This window comes from Arthrobacter cryoconiti, assembly GCF_020905375.1.
Lineage (GTDB): Bacteria > Actinomycetota > Actinomycetes > Actinomycetales > Micrococcaceae > Specibacter > Specibacter cryoconiti.
The window spans coordinates 67,244-81,892 of record NZ_JAJJBU010000007.1; the positions used below are offsets into that span (position 1 = coordinate 67,244).

A 14,649-nucleotide genomic window follows, 5' to 3' on the forward strand; every position below is an offset into this window, starting at 1 on the left:
AGGAAAGGGCACGAGCTGGTGAAAGAATTCCAAGAACGGCAAGATGTCCTGACGCAGGCTCCGGACGCGTTGCTGGCGGAGCGAGCAGCGGACGGAGATGTGGCTGCTTTTGAAACGCTGACCCGCAGGTACGGCCCGCTGATGCGCGCCTATGCGCGGCGCCTGACACGTTCGGTAGATGAGGCCGACGACGTCGTTCAAGACGCGCTGATCACCGCCTGGACAGATATGTCCAAGTTGCGCGAGGGTACCGCCGTCAAAGCGTGGCTCATGCGGATTGTGGCGAACCGGGCAGTCGATGCCGGGCGGCGTCGAAAGTCGCACGGGAACGTTGATGATCATCCAGAGGCTCCGGATAACATGCCCACGCCGGAACAATTGGCCGTGGCCGGATCCCAGGGAGCGGCCTTGAACCGTGCGCTCCGGGGACTACCAGCAGAACAACGAAGATGTTGGGTGCTCAAAGAATTTGGTGGTGCCTCCTATGAGGAAATCGGCCAGACGCTGGGTATCAGCGCCGCTAGTGTCCGTGGCCGGCTGGCCAGGGCTCGAACCACGCTTGTGAAAGAAATGGAGGAATGGCGATGAACCCCACAGAAAGTTGCGGCAGGAGCATCGAAGACCTCAGTGACTATCTCGAGACTGGGATCTCCACGGACTTTGTCCATATTGAGAATTGCCCACAATGCCAGGCACGGCTCGCCGGACTGCGCAGTCTGGGAGCGCTGGCCCAGGACTTGCTTCACGATGACATTGCCACGGCCAGCGAGGCTGGTTGGTTAGATTCGGTGGTGGCCAATCTGCGACTTGAAACGCGTGCCGGACGTTCGATTCCACTCGATGGTGGGGCGTTGGATACGTTGACGGAGACGGAAGGGGCCGTGATTGCCATGATTCGCGCTGTGGGCGACTCCTTAGGCGGAGTGCTGATTGGGCGGTGCCGGTTAGCCGGGGACGTAACAGTCGCTGGCGCTCCGGTCGAGGTGAACATTGATGTGTCAACGCAGTACGGGTATCGGCTGCCTACGGTGGCACAGGAACTCCGTAGCGCCGTGCTGGCCGAACTGTTAGTACACTCCGATTTGAACGTTGTGGCGGTGAACGTGGCATTCACCGGTGTGCGCGCTCCACTTGATGGCGCCGTTGATGAAGGAGAACCTCAGTGAGCGTGGAAGCAGAAATTCACCAACTCGTCCTTGGGATGGATGGCATTAGCGCTGTTTTCGTGGTCGATCCACTATGGAAAAACGTGGTCAGCCAATTGGGGTCCTTGTTGGGCCAAGACGGAGCCAGCGGACAGCTACAATTTGTGGACTGTTCCACGGATAGGAGCGGCGCCAACCCGGTGATGACGGTCCGGCTCCGGATCGGAGCGGACGGGTCTGTTCCGGCTCCAGCGCTGGCACGCGCAGTCGCAGCGACGATCCGCACCCACGTAAAGTCCGTACAGCCGGATGTGGACGTCGTTGCGGCCGTGGAGATTTCCGCGATCAGTGTGTAGAGCTTCCCAGCGCAAAATAGGGTCTCTTAGCGGGGGAATGCGGAGAGTTTGCGTTTGGATGAGTACGACGCCGCTTTGCCGGTAAGGGGGTCGGTGAAGGAGATGCTGTGGGCCAGTAGTTGCAGTGGCTTGCTGTAATCATCCGGAGCCTGCTCGTGAAGGACAGGGTAAAATGAGTCGTTCAAAATGCCGATGCCCAAAGATGCCAGATGAACGCGCAGCTGGTGTGTTTTCCCCGTATGCGGTTGCAAATTATAGAATCCCAGGGTGAGTCCCGAATCTGGGTCCGTACGGGTGTCCAGTAGCTCGATCCGCGTGTGTGCATTGGGCTCCCCGGTCACCTCCTGGGCCAGTAAGTAGGTACGGGATTTGATCATCCGGCTACTTATTTCCAGTGGGAACTCAAGTTCCTGGCGTACCGGCGCCACAGCCCGATACGACTTTTGAATGCGTCTTTTTTCAAACAACAGCTGGTACTTGCCCCGAGTTTGTGGGTTTGCGGAGAACAGCAAAACGCCAGCTGTCATACGGTCCAAACGGTGAATGGGGATCAGATCAGGTGCGTCTAGCAGAACGCGCAGGCGAACCAGTGCTGATTCCTGGACGTACATGCCTCCAGGTGTGGTGGGAAGAAAATGCGGTTTATCCACCACCACTAGATCCTCATCCTGGTGTAGGACTGTCAATTCCACCGGTAGACGCTTTTCTACGGGCAATTCCCGGTAGTACCAGATGAACAAGTGCTCGTTCAGGGGTGTTTGTGGTGTCAGGGTTTCACCGCCAAGTGCTTTGACTTCTCCACGTTCAAATCGAGATACGATCCCCTCCGGGTCCACGTGGCCGAATTTGTCCAGTACATACTCCATGGCGGTGGCCCAGGGCCCGTCTTCAGGCATGCGCATGCGGGTGGCATTAACGCCGTCGCGCACGGGAAGGGGGGATTTCATCACCTTCCAAGGGTACCCACCATTGCCGGACGCCGGACGCCGGACGCCGGACGCCGGACGCCGGACGCCGGACGGTGTGAGACGTGAGACGTGTCCAGGGCCAGAATGGGTCGTGACGCCGTGCGGGCCAGGACGGAGTAAAATTTAGGGCGACGGTACGGGCAAAATGGTTCGCCGGAGCTTTGGCACGGCGAGGAGGCCTTTTCAGTGGTAAATCGACGGGGCATCGCCATGATGTCTTCCGCGCATCTAGTTGATGACCTCTATCAGGGGATCGTCCCAGCGATGCTCCCCTTCTTGGTTATAGAGAGGCACTACAGCTACGCGGCTGTGGCCGGACTAACTTTGGCGGCCACCATGCTTTCATCGGTCGTACAGCCGGCTTTTGGCGTGTGGAGCGATAAGAAGCCCCGACGCTGGCTCATCCCTGCAGGAATGACCACGGCTGCTTTGGGGGTGGGCTTGGCTGGCTTGTTCCCCAGCTATGCGCTCACGTGGGTGATGATTGCCATTTCTGGTCTGGGTATCGCCGCATTCCACCCCTCCGCTGCCAGTGCCGCCAGACGCGCATCAGGAGACAGCAATCGTGGCATGAGTGTCTTTGCTTTGGGCGGCAATATTGGGTTCGCCTTGGGCACCTTCATTGCCACGCCGGTGCTGTTGTGGTGTGGCCTGAAGGGAACGGCTCTGCTGGTATTGCCGGCATTGGTGATGGCAGGGATTCTGGTTAAACGGCTGGGCCCGGTACTGGACGGGCCGGCGGGGGCCAGGATTGCCTCCACCATGCCTAAAGGCGAGGACAATTGGCCGGAGTTTTTGAAACTAACGGCAATCGTCGTGGTGCGCTCTATCGCGTTTTTTGGGCTAAGTTCTTTTCTGGCGCTGTACTTCATTCATGATCTGGGGACGTCACAGGAGATTGGCGGGGCCGCACTCACAGTCTTTTTGGCTTCGGGTGCGTGCGGGACACTGTTGGGCGGTTGGCTTGCAGACCGCTTTGGTGCGCTGGTCTCCATCCGCTACGGCTTCGCGTTCGCCATCCCTGTAATGATCGGTTTAGTCAGTGCCACCGAATGGCACGTTGCACTCATTTTTGTGGCACTGAGCGGGGTGTGCATTTTCGTTCCCTTTAGCGTCTTCGTCATCTTGGGACAGAATTATCTGCCCAACCGTGTGGGGACGGCCAGCGGTGTCACGGTTGGTTTGGCAGTGACAGTGGGTGGGCTTTTCAACCCCGTTCTCGGGGCGTTGGCCGACGCCACAAACTTGCACTTGACGCTCACTGTGCTCATTGGCGTACCGGTCGTGGCACTGATCCTTTCGGCATTTTTGCATGTGCCAACCACGCCGCGTCAGAGTGTGGGCTGGCAGCGCGGACAAAAGTAGATATCGCGGGCGGCCCGCAAGGGGAATTCCGGATCTGCCATGGTGTCATGTCGAATAATCGAACCACATTTTTTGCAGGGTTTTCCCGCTAGTCCGTAAACCCACAGTGCAGCGTCGCGTTGGGCAGGACCGCCGGTGGTGGCTCGACGAGGACGGTCTTTATTGGCTTCCAGGAGCCGCTTCGCGAGATCGATCATGCGCTCTAGCGAAGGTACTTGGGCTACGGGCACAGCAGGGTGGACCTTGCCTAAAAAGCACAGCTCATTGCGGTAGATATTTCCGATTCCGGCAAGGTTTCGCTGGTCCAGAAGTGCCAGTCCTACGGCTCTTGTGGGATCAGCGAGTATCCGTAGCAGGGCCTGGTCAGTGTCCCAGCCCGGTCCCAGTAAGTCTGGTCCCAGATGTCCGACGGCGTTTTCTACCTCTTCCTTCCGCAGGACTTCCAGCTTGCCCAGAGAAAATCCCACGGCTGTGGCCAAATGGGAAACGAGCACCACTCGGGCAGCGAAGGCGGGCTTCCTCCAGCGTGTGGGCCTGCCCCCGGTCGGTGCCGGGTAAATGTCCCAGTGGCCTTCCATGGAGAGGTGGGAATGGACCACCAGACCACCCACAAACATGAGTAAATGCTTGCCACGGGACTCAACGGCGTCAACAGTCTCTCCGGACAGATCAAGGGTTGCATATGCAGGCACCCTGAAATCGCAGGAAATTAGTTCTTCTCCGGCTAAGACTGCCCGAAGGTCCCGGGCCTGGCGCCAAACGGTATCGCCCTCAGGCACGGATCCGCACCCCCTGCGGCGTGGAATAGGCGCCGGCGGCCAGCAAAGCCGCGGAGAGTGGAGTGTCCAAAATACCTGCTCCGTTGACCTTGGCGATCGCCAGCTTGTCTACGGCTCCACGCTGGACAATCTTAACCAGGGCCTGGGCTGCCAAGGATATTGCGGCCTCGTCTTCGCTAAAGCACAGCAGCGTCTTGCCGCCTCGTTCTACGTACAGGACCAGGGCGCCGTCGACCATCACCACCAGCGCGCCGACCTTGCGCCCGGGCCTATGTCCGGAATCCAGGGGCGGCCACCCCAGGGCGGCACCGTACGGGTTCGCGGGGTCGGTGGCGGCGAGCGCCAATGCTTGCGGCGGGCGCGGATTCAAGGTGGCGTCTTCGCTAAAAGTGCGAAGCCGGTCCACCGTGGCAGAGACCGCGAACTGAGCTGCGCCCAAATGTTCGATGAAATAGCCACGGCGGCATTTTCCGGATTCTTCCAGCCGTGCCAGTACCTTGTACATGAGCGCGAAGCCTCCGGGGACCCCTTGATTCATGACGGAACCGCGGGTGATTACCCCATACCGGTCAAGGAACAGCTCAGCCAGAGCGTGACTGCGCACCGTGGTGTGGGTGCTCGGTTCTGTGCTTTCTGGTCCGAATGCCGCGGGAAGCGCACTCCACCGGCCAGCCCCTTGGGGTGGTGCGCTGCGCTGCATGCCCGATGCCCTGCCTGACAGCCTGGCGTACCGTCCGGAACGGGCCGGGCGCAAACGTGATGGGGCGGGTTTTTGCTTATGTGCCGTATGCCCACCGGAAAGGAGGGCGCGGACTGGAAGAAAGGTGTCGTTGGTGATCTGCCCAGCCCAGAAAAGTTCCCAGAGGGCAGCTGTGAGCTCCGCATCGGAGGGAACCTCTGCAGGTCCCTGCATCACCATCTCGCGGAGCTGATGGAGGAAATATGCGCCGCCGCCGGATAGCCCGGAGAGGGTCCGCTGCGCTAAATCGGTGGGTGCAAAGTCTGTTGGAGCGTTCAGCGTCAGTTCGGCTGACTCCGCCATATGCAGGCTCAACCAACCGTCGCTGCCACCCAAGGCGCCGGATCCGGAGACCATGACCTCCCCTGTCGCCATCAGTTCATCGAGCATGGCAGGGCGGTAGTCCGCCACGCGTTGCGCTAAGACGAGCGGCTCCCACGCTGATGCTGGAATGGGCACACCAGCTAGTTGATCAACTACCGTGAGCAGACCGTCCAAACCACGCAATGCGGGTGCGCTGGCAGCTGCACCTACATGTTGGAATGCAGGCAAGAACCGGGCGAACGTGGCCGCGTCCACGGGTTCTACCTCGGCACGTAGAGCCGCAAGTGATCGGCGTCGAAGCCTGCGTAGGACCTCAACATCGCACCATTCCGAGGCACCAGAATCAGATTTTTCTGGTAAGAATTCACCCTCGCTGACTCGCTTGTCTGCGGCCAGCCGTGCCAATCCTGACTGAACCACTGCAACGCCGAGGCCCAGATGTACAGCCACCTGTGCAGCGGTGAAAGGGCCGTGAGTGCGGGCATAGCGAGAGATTAGATCTCCCAGCGGATCCTCAACTGGTTCTATAAACGCCAACGGCACGCCCATGGGGAGCGGGATGCCCAATGCGTCACGGAGCCGTGCTGCGTCCTCAATTGCGGCGAAACGTTCCTCCCCGACCATGTTCACACGCAGTGCGCGGTTCGCCGTGACTAGTTCGCGAAGATGGGAAGCAGCGGGCGTTGCATCCGTGTCATCGGGGTTTAGCCGTGCCGTCACTTCCTCAACACTGAGCGGACCGAGCAGGCGCAGCAAATCGGCCACACCTTCTAGCCCCCGGGCGCGGCGGTCCGGAGCCAGTCGCTGCAGTTGCGCTTCGGTGCTTGCAATGACCTGTGGGTCCAAAAGCTCACGTAGTTCGGCCCTGCCCAGCAGCTCATCCAGCAGTGCCGGGTCTAGTGAGAGCGCCGCAGCGCGGCGTTCAGCTAGGGGAGAATCACCCTCGTAAAGAAAAGATGCCACATAGCCAAAAAGTAGGGAGCGGGCGAAGGGGGATGGCTGAGCTGTGGTGGTTTCGACGATTCGCAGCTCGCGTCGTTCGATCGCTGTAGCAATACTCTTCAGCGCGGGGAGGTCATAAACGTCTTGGAGACATTCGCGCACAGTCTCCAACACGATGGGGAATTTAGGATACTTACGGGCCACATCCAATAATTGGGCGGAGCGTTGGCGTTGTTGCCACAAGGGTGAGCGCTTGCCGGGGTTTTGTCGTGGCAGGAGCAAGGCACGGGCGGCGCACTCGCGGAAGCGACTGGCAAATAACGCGGAGCCGCCCACCTCGGCCGTGACAATCCCGTCTAGTTCCTCAGATTCGAAGAGAAAGAGGTCAGCTCCCGGGGGTTCGTCGTCCATCATGGGAACGCGCAGCACAATCCCATCGTCGGAGGCCATTGCTGAGCCGTCCATCCCGTACTTTTCGTGTAGGCGTGCAGCGACAGCTAGTGCCCAGGGTGCGTGCACTGGCATGCCAAAGGGGCTGTGCAGTACCACGCGCCAGTCGCCAAGTTCGTCGTGGAACCGCTCCACCATGAGTGTGCGATCATCCGGGACCACAGTGGTGGCAGCTTTTTGTTCATCAAGGTAGCCGAGCAGGTTGCTGGCGGCCCAGTCGTCCAGTCCAGTGGCCAGGCATCGTGCCAGTGCATCCTTGCGCGGGGCTGCACTGAGTTCGCGGATGAACGCTCCCAAGGCCCGGCCCAGTTCCACCGGGCGGCCCAGGGAATCACCTTTCCAGAAAGGTAGCTTGCCGGGTTGACCGAAGGCAGGGCTGACCAGCACGCGGTCAAAGGTGATGTTCTCGATCTTCCAACTGGTGGCGCCGAGGGCAAAGACGTCCCCCACACGGGATTCGTAGACCATTTCCTCGTCGAGTTCGCCTACTCGACGTCCGCCCTTGGAAGCGTTGGCGGCGTTGGCAGCTTTAGACGTGGAACCGGCGTCGTCGTCCGCTGGGCTCCCGCCGGCAAGGGACCCGGACCGGGCCTGCGGGGCTTGGGAACCGGAGGGGACTATGAACACGCCAAATAGTCCCCGGTCCGGGATGGTTCCGCCTGATGTGACTGCCAGGCGTTGGGCGCCCGGGCGACCGGTGATAGTGCCGGCAGTCCTGTCCCAGATGATGCGCGGGCGTAGTTCGGCAAACTCGTCGGAGGGGTAACGGCCGGCCAACAGATCCAACGTTGCGTCATAGGCGGAGCGTGGGAGGGCTAAAAACGGGGCGCTGCGCCGGATGGTGTTAAACCACGTGTCCACATCGAGGGTCTCCAGTGCGGTGGCGGCCACGGTTTGTTGGGCCAATATATCCAGTGGGTTCAGGGGAACTTTGAGTGGCTCAATGTGCCCTGCGAGCATTCTCTCAACCGTGACGGCGGAGTGCAGCAGGTCTGCGCGGTGCTTGGGAAAGAGCAGACCCTGGGAGACCTCGCCCACCTGGTGGCCTGCCCGTCCCACGCGTTGGAGCCCGCTGGCCACCGACGGTGGGGACTCGACCTGGATGACCAGGTCCACAGCCCCCATATCAATACCCAGCTCCAGACTTGATGTGGCCACTACGCAGCGCAGGCGGCCTGACTTCAAGTCGTCCTCAATCAGTGCTCGCTGTTCTTTCGAGACAGATCCGTGGTGCGCCTTGGCCAGCACATCGGGTGCTCCGGCAACGGCGCCGGCCTGCGCCATGATCTGCGCTGGTAATCTAGCCGGGCTCTGTGCGTTCCTCGGAGCATGCCACGGTTCGCTGTTTGCCGCGGCAGCACCGTCATGCCTGAGCTCAGCCACTTCCAGGCGCTGAACATAGATCTCGTTGAGTCGCGCGGTGAGCCGTTCGGCGAGACGACGTGAGTTGGCGAAGACAATGGTGGAGTTATTGGCCAGGACGGCGTCCACAATTTTCTCCTCCACATGCGGCCAAATGGAGGCGTTCGCCGCCAGACCGGAGGAGGGTTCTTGCTGGTTAGCGACGGCCAGTTCAGGAAGTTGAGTCATGTCTGCCACAGGGACGGTGACACTCAGGTTCCAGTTTTTATGGCTGGCAGGGGCCACTATCCGCACAGGCGCGCAGCCGCCGAGAAAACCGGCCACGGTTTCGCGCGGCTCCACAGTCGCGGACAGGCCTATCCGCTGTGCTGGTCGCTCCAGCAAAGCATCGAGGCGCTCCAAGGACACAGCCAAGTGTGCGCCCCGCTTGGTTCCTGCCACGGCGTGGACTTCATCGATGATGATGGTGTGGACGTCGGTCAAGGTGGCTCGTGCCTTGGAGGTGAGCATCAGGAACAATGATTCGGGTGTGGTGATCAAGATATCTGGTGGATGGCTGAGCAACCGGCGGCGTTCGTTGGCGGGAGTGTCTCCGGAGCGAACTCCTACGCTGACGTTGGGGGCGTCTAGACCCAGCCGTTTTGCGGTTTGCGTGATACCAACCAACGGGGCGCGAAGGTTACGTTCCACGTCAATTCCCAAGGCTTTCAGCGGAGAAATATACAGAACAGAAGTCCCACCAGTTTTGGCGGCCGGAGCTGCGCGGACCGTGGCTGCTGCCGGAACTGAGGGCGTGGGATCGTGGGTGGGCTCCGCCGGCGTAGCACCGGGCAACTGACGTCCTGCAATGAGGCCGTCCAGAGCCCAAAGGAACGCGGCCAGTGTTTTGCCGGATCCCGTAGGTGCCACAACGAGGGAATGTGCACCTTGGGCAATTGACTCCCAAGCTTCCGTCTGGACGGGTGTGGGGGAGGCGAAAGCGCCAAGAAACCATTCACGGGCTGATGGCGTGAATCGACTCATCACAGCTTTGGACACTTTTGTTCTCACGGCTCCATCATGCCGCACAACTCTGACAAAGACGCGAGTCCATAACGATTCTCCTAGCGTCGGCCCGTCCGTTCAGGGGGTGTCGGTGTAGCGCTGTAATCTTGCCGTAGGAGTGGCAATGATTGCCATTGCTGATCCTCGTCCTCTGGTGGCGCCCGGACAGTGCTCCATGACAGCGCTCCATGACAGTGCTACTGAGAGGGAAAGGCAAGCGGCAGTGCAAACACGGCATGTGGGGAACAACTGGGTGCCCCTTCTTTGTTTAGCTGCTCTTCTTCTGTTCGCGGGGGCCGTTAGCATGATGGCGGACCGCGGAAATGGCTCTTCCGCCAGCGTCTTCGTAGTGGGAACTTTAATCGCCGGGGGCATAAGTTCCGCCTGGCTATGGCGCAATCCTTCCTGGTGGGTGGCCCCGCGCAATAACTATCTGTATCTAGCTGGTGGGGCGTTACTCGGTGTGGTTCTGAGTTCTTTCATCCCTTTTCTCAACGGCTGTGGGCCGTGGGTGATACTGGGCGCAGCGCTGGGAGTTTACGGCTATTTTGAGCGTTTGAGGCTGCTCGTGACTGCCGGGGGCGCAGTGTTCGTGACGGGGTTCTTGGCCATGGTGGTTGCGGTGGACGTGTGGGGTGGCGCCATGCATCTGGTCGCCGCCACGTTCCTAGCGTTCAGTGCAAACCGACTCTTTGTGCTCCGGCATGGACGCCGCCGCGAGTCCTTGGACAGTGATCCAGGTTTTGTTGGCTTGTTTGAAGAGTTCGACAACAACGAGCGGCCAAATTTCTGGAGTTCCTCGAAGTAGGAACCCTTGGCGACTCAACGTTGCGAGAGGAATACGTCTAGCGCGTGTTCCAGCCTGGGGTAGGTGGCTTCAACTTTGTTGTCCTGACCCAGACGGTGGTACTCCAGTCTGGCCTCTCCTACCCGACGGGCCAGGAGAAAGAACTCCTGAGCTCCAGTGCGGGCCCCCTCCCCGGCCGCTGTGCCATAGCCACGCCAAAAGGCGGCCCTTTCGTCGGGATTACGGCGCCGCAGTTGCTGCAATGAAAAATCTTCTAGCGGGCTGCCCCATGATCCGCAGTCCAAGCCAACCAGCCCCGTAATCCTAGGATGCGGGCAGTCGGGTTCCAACAGAACGTTCCTAAGCCATAAGTTCCCGTGCAGAAGTCGGGGCCCACCGGCAGCATCGGCTGCGGCGTCAACCGTTTCCGCATTGCGTTCTAGCAGCATGGAGACGGTGCGAATATCGTTGAACGCCAACCCGGCGTGGTTTAAATCCGTCACCATGGCAGCGAACCTAGCTCTGAGAGCCTGGCTCCAGCTCGCAAACAGTGGCCCCTGAAGTGGACCGTATCCGGGGCCCTGCACAGCATGAAGCCGTCCAAGTATGCCGCCAAATTGTTCGAAGAATGGTTCGGTCTGCGCAAAACCGTCCAACAGTTCGCTAGCCGTACCTCCCGGAAGAAACTCCTCAAAACGGAAGCTTCGCTCAATGACAGTTTGGCTGAAGTCGGTCAAGAGAATTTTCGGCATGAACTCGGCAAGGGGCGTCGGAGAATCCACGCCAGCCACGGCAATCGGAGTCTGCCGGCGGTCGCTTCGAATCTCACGGCTTGCTTCAGGGCACACCCGCAGCACTACCGGCGCCCGTGAGGAGAGATCCACTTGGAAGGTTAGTTTTTGTTCCGCGGCAGAGAGGACTTTTACGCCCTCAACGCCGGGCGTACCGGGATGGGCAGGATCACCAAAGGCGGCGTGAACCATTCGCATCAAGTGATCCGGGGCGCCGGGGAAGACGGTGATTCCCGGGGTGGGGGTCACGGCTGGAAAGCGCCGATGCTCAGCAGATTAATGTCAACGTTGCTGCAAGCATCCAAGGGGTGCGCGATCTCCAGCTTGTCGGTGGCGCTGGGCGGGTAGACCATGATGGCATCAGCGCTCACATGCATGCAATTTTGGTAGTTACCAGACTGGGTGTAGGCCAGCACTGCCGCCGAACTCTGTCCCGGTGTAAGGGTGATGGGCCCGGTTGACGGGGCCTGTGCATCCCGGACGGCAGGCGCCCCAAGGGGAGTGTCTGTGCCTGCTTTTACCATGGAGACACCGGGGTAGCCATCTAGAATACAGGCCGCGGTGGAGGTGTTCTTGACAATCAACTTCATGTAGACGTGCCCTGCCGCACCGCCACCGGAACTGTCGATCGAGCCGGCTAAGGACGCCGCAGTACACAGTGCTGGGGCGGCGGGGGCGGCTGGTGTCGGTGTGGGACTCGGAGCGGCCGACGTCGTTTTTGCGGCTGAGCTGGTTGCTGCAGCGCTCGCCGTGGTATCGACGGAGGTTGGTGTTTTGGGCGTCGATGCTCCGCATCCGGAAAGGGCTAGCACCAGACCCAGTGCCACGGCGGCCGTTGAGATGCCAGCAGCTGTCCGGGAGAGAGGACGGCTGGATTGACCGGAGGCGGTGTGCATGTGTTCCTGGTGTGCGCTCATGGCTCCACTTTTCGCGTCTGAGACGTTCAAGTCAACTGTGGAGCGCGGCGCGGCGCGGCACACTTACCCTAAACATGACCGTGTAGCGGTGGGAACCGTAGCGTGAAAGACGTCTTGCCCGGCACGCTGGTGGCGCTGGCAGTTCCGTCATGGACGGTCATGATGGCCTGGACGATGCTCAGGCCTAGACCTGTGCTGCCTTGGGCGCCCACCCGCGCTTGGTCGGCGCGGGAGAATCTGTCGAAAATGATCTCCAAGAATGCCGGATCAATGGCGGGACCATCGTTGCTGACCTGCACCACTGCCGTCCCATCGGGTTCACGGGACAAGGTGGTGGTGACGGTGGTGCCAGTTGGTGTGTGCTTGGCTGCGTTGGAAAGCAGATTGAGCAGTACCTGTTTGAGTTGGCCGTCGTCGCCTTTGACATTGACGGGAGCGTCGGGAACCTCAAATTTCCAGTGGTGCAAGGGAGCGCCCACGCGGACGTCACTGATGGAGTCAAGGACTAGGGGTGTGAGGTCTAAGGTGCGCAGCGCCAGTGGTTGGCCGTCGTCGAGCCGGGCCAGTGTGAGCAGATCCTCCACCAATCGACTCATGCGCAGCGACTGTGCCGTGACTCTGCCGAGGGAGATTTTGCCGTCCGGGGTGAGGGACTCTGTCATCGCCATCAGTTCGGTGTAGCCGCGGATTGCCGTCAGTGGTGTGCGTAGTTCATGGCTGGCATCGGCCACAAAACGGCGCACTTTCGTTTCACTGCGCTGGCGGGCTTGAAGGGCATGGGAGACGTTTTCGAGCATGGCGTTGAACGCGTACCCCACATTGCCCACTTCTGTGCCGGGATGCGCGGCGCTTTCCGGGACGCGCACGCTCAAGGCAACGTCGCCGGCGTCGAGCGGCAAATTAGCGACCCTGGTGGCGACGCTGGAGAGCTTCTCCAGCGGACGCATATTGCGCCGGATGATGACGGTCCCGGCCAGGCTCAGGATGGCCAGGCCTGCCAGTGATACCAAGGACATGGTGAGGACCAAGGTGGCGAGAGTCTGCTCGGTGGCGGCGAGAGGCAAGCCGGTGATCATCACGGTGTTGTGCGGACCTATGGCGGCCTGGAGTCGGTAGTGACCAATCGTGAGCTGCCGGTCAGTCAAAATGCCGGTGGTGGGTAGCGCGGCAAGAATTTTGGCATCGGCAGGCCTCAGTTCCTGGCGGTTGCCGCTGGAGGCAAGGATTCCTGCATAGACGACGCCGTCGCTGATGACAGCGCTTAGCTGACCAGCGCTGGTGGCCCGGGCAGTAAGTGGGTCCCTGGGCGTACTGCCTTCGCGGGGGGATAGCCCGGAAGAGAACTGATTGGTGCGTAGCGTAGCCGCCCGGACGGCTGCGTTGAGCTGGCTGTTGAGGGTCACGCTAGTGGTGGTGAAGCTGACCATGCCAACCAGGATGCAGATGACGGTCAGGAGAGCTACCATCACGGCAACAAGACGGGTACGCAGGTGCCAGCGGCCGGGATGGGCTAAATGGAGTGCCGTGTCACGGGCTCTGCGTGTGATGTACTGGCGGCTGGTGTTTACGGACATGGTTTGATGACGTAGCCGGCGCCGCGGACAGTGTGGATCATGGGCTCGTTGTTCGCGTCAACTTTCTTGCGCAGGTAGGAGATATAGAGCTCCACGATGTTGCTTTGGCCGCCAAAGTCATAGTCCCAGACCCGGTCAAGGATGCGGGCCTTGCTCAGGACATGGCGGGGGTTTTCCATGAGGTATTCCAATAGGTCAAACTCTGTGCTGGTGAGCGTTATTTCATTCCCGGTGCGGGAGGCTTCCCGGGTCTCCCGATTCAGCGTCAAATCCCCTACGGTGAGTTCGGAGGAGTTGGCGGCGGTGACGCCAGCCCGCTGGACAATCCTGTGCAGGCGTAACAGGACTTCTTCCATACTGAAGGGCTTCGTAACGTAGTCGTCACCCCCGGCGGCCAAGCCAGTCAATTTATCTGCCACAGCATCCTTCGCTGTCAGGAACAAGGCCGGAATGTCCGGGTAGATAGTGCGTATACGGCCCAAGAGTTCCACCCCGTCCATGCCGGGCATCATGACATCGAGCACCAGGACGTCAGGATGAAATGAGCGTGCAGTCTTCAGCGCTGACTGGCCCTCGTGGGCCACCGCGATCTGCCAGCCCGCTAGCTCAAGTCCCATGCGCATCAGATCCGCCAATGCGGGCTCATCGTCAACCACGAGTGCTCGGATTGGTTCTCCGCCGGGCCGGGTTAGCCTGGCGAGGCCGTTGGCGTTGGTGCTGGCATGGAAAGGTAGGGACATGCCTTCATTATCTGACCTCTGACACGGGGATAGCTGAATGATTGCTGGGGGTTAGCTGTGATATTGGTGGCATGCGATCGCTCCTACGCACGGCGGACGCGCAACAAAGCGCACGGAGCCCCCCGGGGATGTTTAGCTTTCTGAGGAATCGTTGGGTAATGAGGAGAATGCAAAATAGAACTTTTGCGAATTCGTTGCCAACGAGACCATTTGAGACAAAGCAAAGGCCCCTGCTTCCCTTGTAAACAAAGGGAAGCAGGGGCCTTGTTCAGTGGCGGTGACGGTGGGATTTGAACCCACGTTAGGCTCTCACCTAAACAACATTTCGAGTGTTGCACCTTCGGCCGCTCGGACACGTCACCAACT

12 protein-coding genes and 1 tRNA gene are annotated in these 14,649 nt (G+C 60.3%); 5 read left to right on the plus strand and 8 right to left on the minus strand.

Going from position 1 to position 14,649, the window contains the following annotated elements; translation table 11 throughout:
* The first annotated feature begins 18 nt into the window (after positions 1-18).
* The 3 genes from LOH53_RS04970 to LOH53_RS04980 are packed head-to-tail and all read left to right on the plus strand — an operon-like array spanning position 19 to position 1,501.
* The gene (locus LOH53_RS04970) at positions 19-588 is read left to right on the plus strand and encodes an RNA polymerase sigma factor (protein WP_230066630.1); all 570 of its coding nucleotides are present in this window, start codon (positions 19-21) and stop codon (positions 586-588) included.
* Positions 585-1,166 carry an Asp23/Gls24 family envelope stress response protein gene (locus tag LOH53_RS04975; RefSeq protein WP_230066631.1) on the plus strand — a complete coding sequence of 194 codons (582 nt, stop codon included), beginning with the start codon at positions 585-587 and terminating at the stop codon, positions 1,164-1,166. The genes LOH53_RS04970 and LOH53_RS04975 overlap by 4 nt, the downstream gene beginning before the upstream one ends.
* Positions 1,163-1,501 (plus strand): hypothetical protein, encoded by a 339-nt coding sequence (locus LOH53_RS04980; protein WP_230066632.1) that lies wholly within the window; start codon positions 1,163-1,165, stop codon positions 1,499-1,501. The genes LOH53_RS04975 and LOH53_RS04980 overlap by 4 nt, the downstream gene beginning before the upstream one ends.
* Before the next feature lie 26 nt (positions 1,502-1,527).
* Here the strand turns inward: LOH53_RS04980 and LOH53_RS04985 are convergent, their stop codons facing one another.
* Entirely contained in the window at positions 1,528-2,448 is a 921-nt protein-coding gene (locus LOH53_RS04985; protein WP_230066692.1) for a pseudouridine synthase, read from the minus strand.
* A gap of 207 nt (positions 2,449-2,655) precedes the next feature.
* On the opposite strand from LOH53_RS04985, the gene LOH53_RS04990 reads away from it, so the two are divergent.
* Positions 2,656-3,834 (plus strand): MFS transporter, encoded by a 1,179-nt coding sequence (locus tag LOH53_RS04990; RefSeq protein WP_230066633.1) that lies wholly within the window; start codon positions 2,656-2,658, stop codon positions 3,832-3,834.
* On the opposite strand, the gene LOH53_RS04995 is transcribed toward LOH53_RS04990, so the two are convergent.
* Positions 3,801-4,613: a DNA-formamidopyrimidine glycosylase family protein gene (locus LOH53_RS04995; RefSeq protein WP_230066634.1), complete on the minus strand. Its 813-nt coding sequence runs from the start codon at positions 4,611-4,613 to the stop codon at positions 3,801-3,803. The two genes, LOH53_RS04990 and LOH53_RS04995, sit on opposite strands and share 34 nt — an antisense overlap.
* On the minus strand, positions 4,606-9,453 hold the full coding sequence (locus LOH53_RS05000; RefSeq protein ID WP_230066693.1) for a DNA glycosylase AlkZ-like family protein: 4,848 nt from the start codon (positions 9,451-9,453) through the stop codon (positions 4,606-4,608). Before LOH53_RS05000 ends, LOH53_RS04995 begins: the two co-directional genes overlap by 8 nt.
* Before the next feature lie 145 nt (positions 9,454-9,598).
* Between LOH53_RS05000 and LOH53_RS05005 the strand changes: the two genes are divergently transcribed.
* Complete coding sequence (locus LOH53_RS05005; RefSeq protein WP_230066635.1) at positions 9,599-10,282, plus strand: hypothetical protein; 684 nt, start codon at positions 9,599-9,601, stop codon at positions 10,280-10,282.
* A 14-nt stretch (positions 10,283-10,296) separates the two neighbouring features.
* On the opposite strand, the gene LOH53_RS05010 is transcribed toward LOH53_RS05005, so the two are convergent.
* From LOH53_RS05010 to LOH53_RS05030, 5 genes are all read right to left on the minus strand, one after another.
* The gene (locus LOH53_RS05010) at positions 10,297-11,301 is read right to left on the minus strand and encodes a phosphotransferase family protein (RefSeq protein WP_230066636.1); all 1,005 of its coding nucleotides are present in this window, start codon (positions 11,299-11,301) and stop codon (positions 10,297-10,299) included.
* On the minus strand, positions 11,298-11,969 hold the full coding sequence (locus LOH53_RS05015; RefSeq protein WP_230066637.1) for a DUF4232 domain-containing protein: 672 nt from the start codon (positions 11,967-11,969) through the stop codon (positions 11,298-11,300). Before LOH53_RS05015 ends, LOH53_RS05010 begins: the two co-directional genes overlap by 4 nt.
* A gap of 68 nt (positions 11,970-12,037) precedes the next feature.
* On the minus strand, positions 12,038-13,543 hold the full coding sequence (locus LOH53_RS05020) for a sensor histidine kinase (protein ID WP_230066638.1): 1,506 nt from the start codon (positions 13,541-13,543) through the stop codon (positions 12,038-12,040).
* Positions 13,534-14,283 carry a response regulator transcription factor gene (locus LOH53_RS05025; RefSeq protein WP_230066639.1) on the minus strand — a complete coding sequence of 250 codons (750 nt, stop codon included), beginning with the start codon at positions 14,281-14,283 and terminating at the stop codon, positions 13,534-13,536. The genes LOH53_RS05020 and LOH53_RS05025 overlap by 10 nt, the downstream gene beginning before the upstream one ends.
* A gap of 272 nt (positions 14,284-14,555) precedes the next feature.
* Positions 14,556-14,645 (minus strand) — tRNA-Ser (locus LOH53_RS05030).
* Positions 14,646-14,649 lie beyond the last annotated feature (4 nt).